The 2,337-nt window shown below is 54.5% G+C and carries 3 protein-coding genes; 1 reads left to right on the top strand and 2 read right to left on the bottom strand.

Annotated elements, in window-relative coordinates; genetic code table 11:
- Positions 1-943, bottom strand: a 943-nt coding sequence (locus ACFFAR_RS31090) for a porin (protein ID WP_375509215.1), incomplete at its 3' end; no start/stop codon positions are given.
- A 637-nt stretch (positions 944-1,580) separates the two neighbouring features.
- On the opposite strand from ACFFAR_RS31090, the gene ACFFAR_RS31085 reads away from it, so the two are divergent.
- Complete coding sequence (locus ACFFAR_RS31085) at positions 1,581-1,895, top strand: DUF4148 domain-containing protein (RefSeq protein WP_375509214.1); 315 nt, start codon at positions 1,581-1,583, stop codon at positions 1,893-1,895.
- Between the two features lie 167 nt (positions 1,896-2,062).
- Here the strand turns inward: ACFFAR_RS31085 and ACFFAR_RS31080 are convergent.
- Positions 2,063-2,337: nitrilase-related carbon-nitrogen hydrolase (locus ACFFAR_RS31080; RefSeq protein ID WP_375509213.1), on the bottom strand; the 275-nt coding region annotated here is incomplete at its 5' end.

The following is a 2,337-nucleotide window of genomic DNA, read 5'->3' as shown; positions in this document are numbered from 1 at the left end:
TGCCGAACAGACGTCGGCTGACCCACCACAGACCCGCCCCCAGCAACATGGCAGGCGTCAACTGATAGTTCACGAACGCGCTGCCAATATTGAATTTCTCGGTGCTGGCGAACGTCGACGCGCCGTCGTTTTTGTACTGCGCATTGCTGTACGACGCGCCCACCGTGAACGACCCGATGGCGTACTGGATCGCACCGCGCGCGATGCCGAGCGATTTGGCGGTAGCGTAGCCCGTATTGATGGCGCCGTCGAAAATCGCGTCCGACGACGAGGTCGGATCCCAACCGTCGCGGAAGGCGCCGGCGGTCGGGTTCGGATTGGTCGCGAGGAAGTAACCTCCGGCAATGCCGAGCGGGCCGTTGTTGTACGTGACCGCACCGCTGTACGTGTAACCCTGACCCGTGCGACCGGCAAGACCGCTGAACGCATACAGGCCTTCAAACTGCAGCCCGGCAAAATTCGGCGAGACGTACTTGAGCGCATTGGACACGCGCAAGCTGTTGTCGTAGTTGTCGACGTCGCCCGGCGTCGCGAAGGCGCTGCCAAAGTAGTTGTCTTCGGTGATTGGCTGGACCATGTCGACGAGCGGATCGTACTGGCGGCCGATCGTGGCAGTACCCCAGGAATCCCCGGTCAACCCGACGAACGCTTGCCGCCCGAACTCCTTGCCTCCCTGTCCAAGCGTGCCATTGGCAATGTCGAAGCCATTTTCCAAATCGAAAATTGCTTTCAGACCTCCGCCGAGATCTTCAGATCCCTTCAAGCCCCAGCGATCACCAGAAAGCGTGCCGTCAATGAAACCCCAGCGAGCGCCCGAACTGGTTTTAACGTAACCGACACCTGCATCGATAGTGCCGTATAGCGTGACACTGGATTGAGCATAGGCGGCGCCGGTCATTCCGAACAGCGTCAACGAAAGCGCACTTAAAGCGATCTTTTTCATTCCGTTCTCCACGCGATAAAAAATCAGGAAGCGAATCAGCGCAGAGCATACATCTCAAAAAAACGAGTAATTAAAGCTGTTGCCCTTTTGCAACTTGATCAAGTCAATCGAAGTCGCTGATTAATAAACGAAAGATGCCCATCGGCAAATGAATGCAGGATGGGCAGTTTAAGGGCGAGACCGTAAGCCCGCTTACGGTCTCTAACTCGCACTGAAAATGTTTGGCAACAACTTTCGTGGAAGACGCGAGTTGCTTTTAATCTAGTACAGCTTTATGAAAAAGTCAAAACCCCTCGGGCGGCATTACGCTTCCTTTAAATGCAATTACATGATGTTTTCGAATGGCAGCGGATGCAGTTTCGTTTTCGCTTCCATTTGGTGCGGTAAATAGAATCGTCTGATTAACCAACTTTGATTTTTATCGATATGCGCAATTAATAATTCCGAATTGCACAATATTAATAACGTAGTCGGCTGTTCGGGAAGCGTAGTTCGATCGTCGTCCAGCCGTTATCGCAAACGCCGCAACAATGCTTTGTCTTTTCTGACATGAATGTTAAGCGTGCGCTTACCTATACTGAATTCACTGAAACGCAAACGGGTGTTTGCGCGAAAACAAGATCTGGAGGTAAGCATCATGAAACTTTCAACCATCATCGTTGCGGCTGCGCTGGCCGTCCCTGCTTTCTCCGCATTTGCTCAAAGTCAACCGCTGACCCGCGCTGATGTGAAGGCGCAGCTCGTTCAGGTCGAACGGGCCGGTTACAACCCGACGACGGACCGTACGACATATCCGGCAGAGATTCAGGCGGCCGACGCGAAGATCGCAGCTCGGAATGACCAAGCCAGTTACGGTGGCGTTGCGGATACCTCTTCAGCATCGGGTGCCTATCACGCGCCGGCATATACGGGCACAGCGAACGGAGTCAAGCCGGTCTACTTCGGTCACTAAGCTGATCCGGCAGTAGAGGCTGCAGCCGCATGGAACGCTGACCGCTATCAATAAAAATAAGCGGTCAGCTTGCTTTTAAAGAACCTCCTCCACCGGTCTACATGCTGGTGGACTTGCCCAGAGCCAGCGCCTGGGCTTTTTTGCGGCCGTTCGAGATTCGAAGTGGATTACTTCGGCGCGAATGTTACGGGTGGCATTGGCGCGGTATTGACCGACAGATGGAACACTTCCGGCCGCGAGTAGTGGCCGGCCACATCGAAGTCGAGATTGCTGGCGCGGCCGATAGTGGTATCGATATCCGCATAAAGAATCGTCTCTGTGTCGAACACGGGTCCGGCAAGCACCTTGCCGAGCGGATCGACGATCATGCTGCCGCCGCGCATGATGAAATCATCGACGCCCGCCTCCATACAAAAGTCTTCGCGATAAAACGGCGGGGATT

This window comes from uncultured Caballeronia sp. (assembly GCF_964243625.1).
Classification (GTDB): Bacteria; Pseudomonadota; Gammaproteobacteria; order Burkholderiales; family Burkholderiaceae; genus Caballeronia.
The sequence above is the reverse complement of the archived record's forward strand: the minus strand, read 5'-3'. Positions and strand labels throughout refer to the sequence as shown.

Bases quoted from the DNA above. Each gene is read 5' to 3' on its own strand.
- ACFFAR_RS31085 (WP_375509214.1), top strand. From the start codon at position 1,581: ATGAAACTTTCAACCATCATCGTTGCGGCTGCGCTGGCCGTCCCTGCT.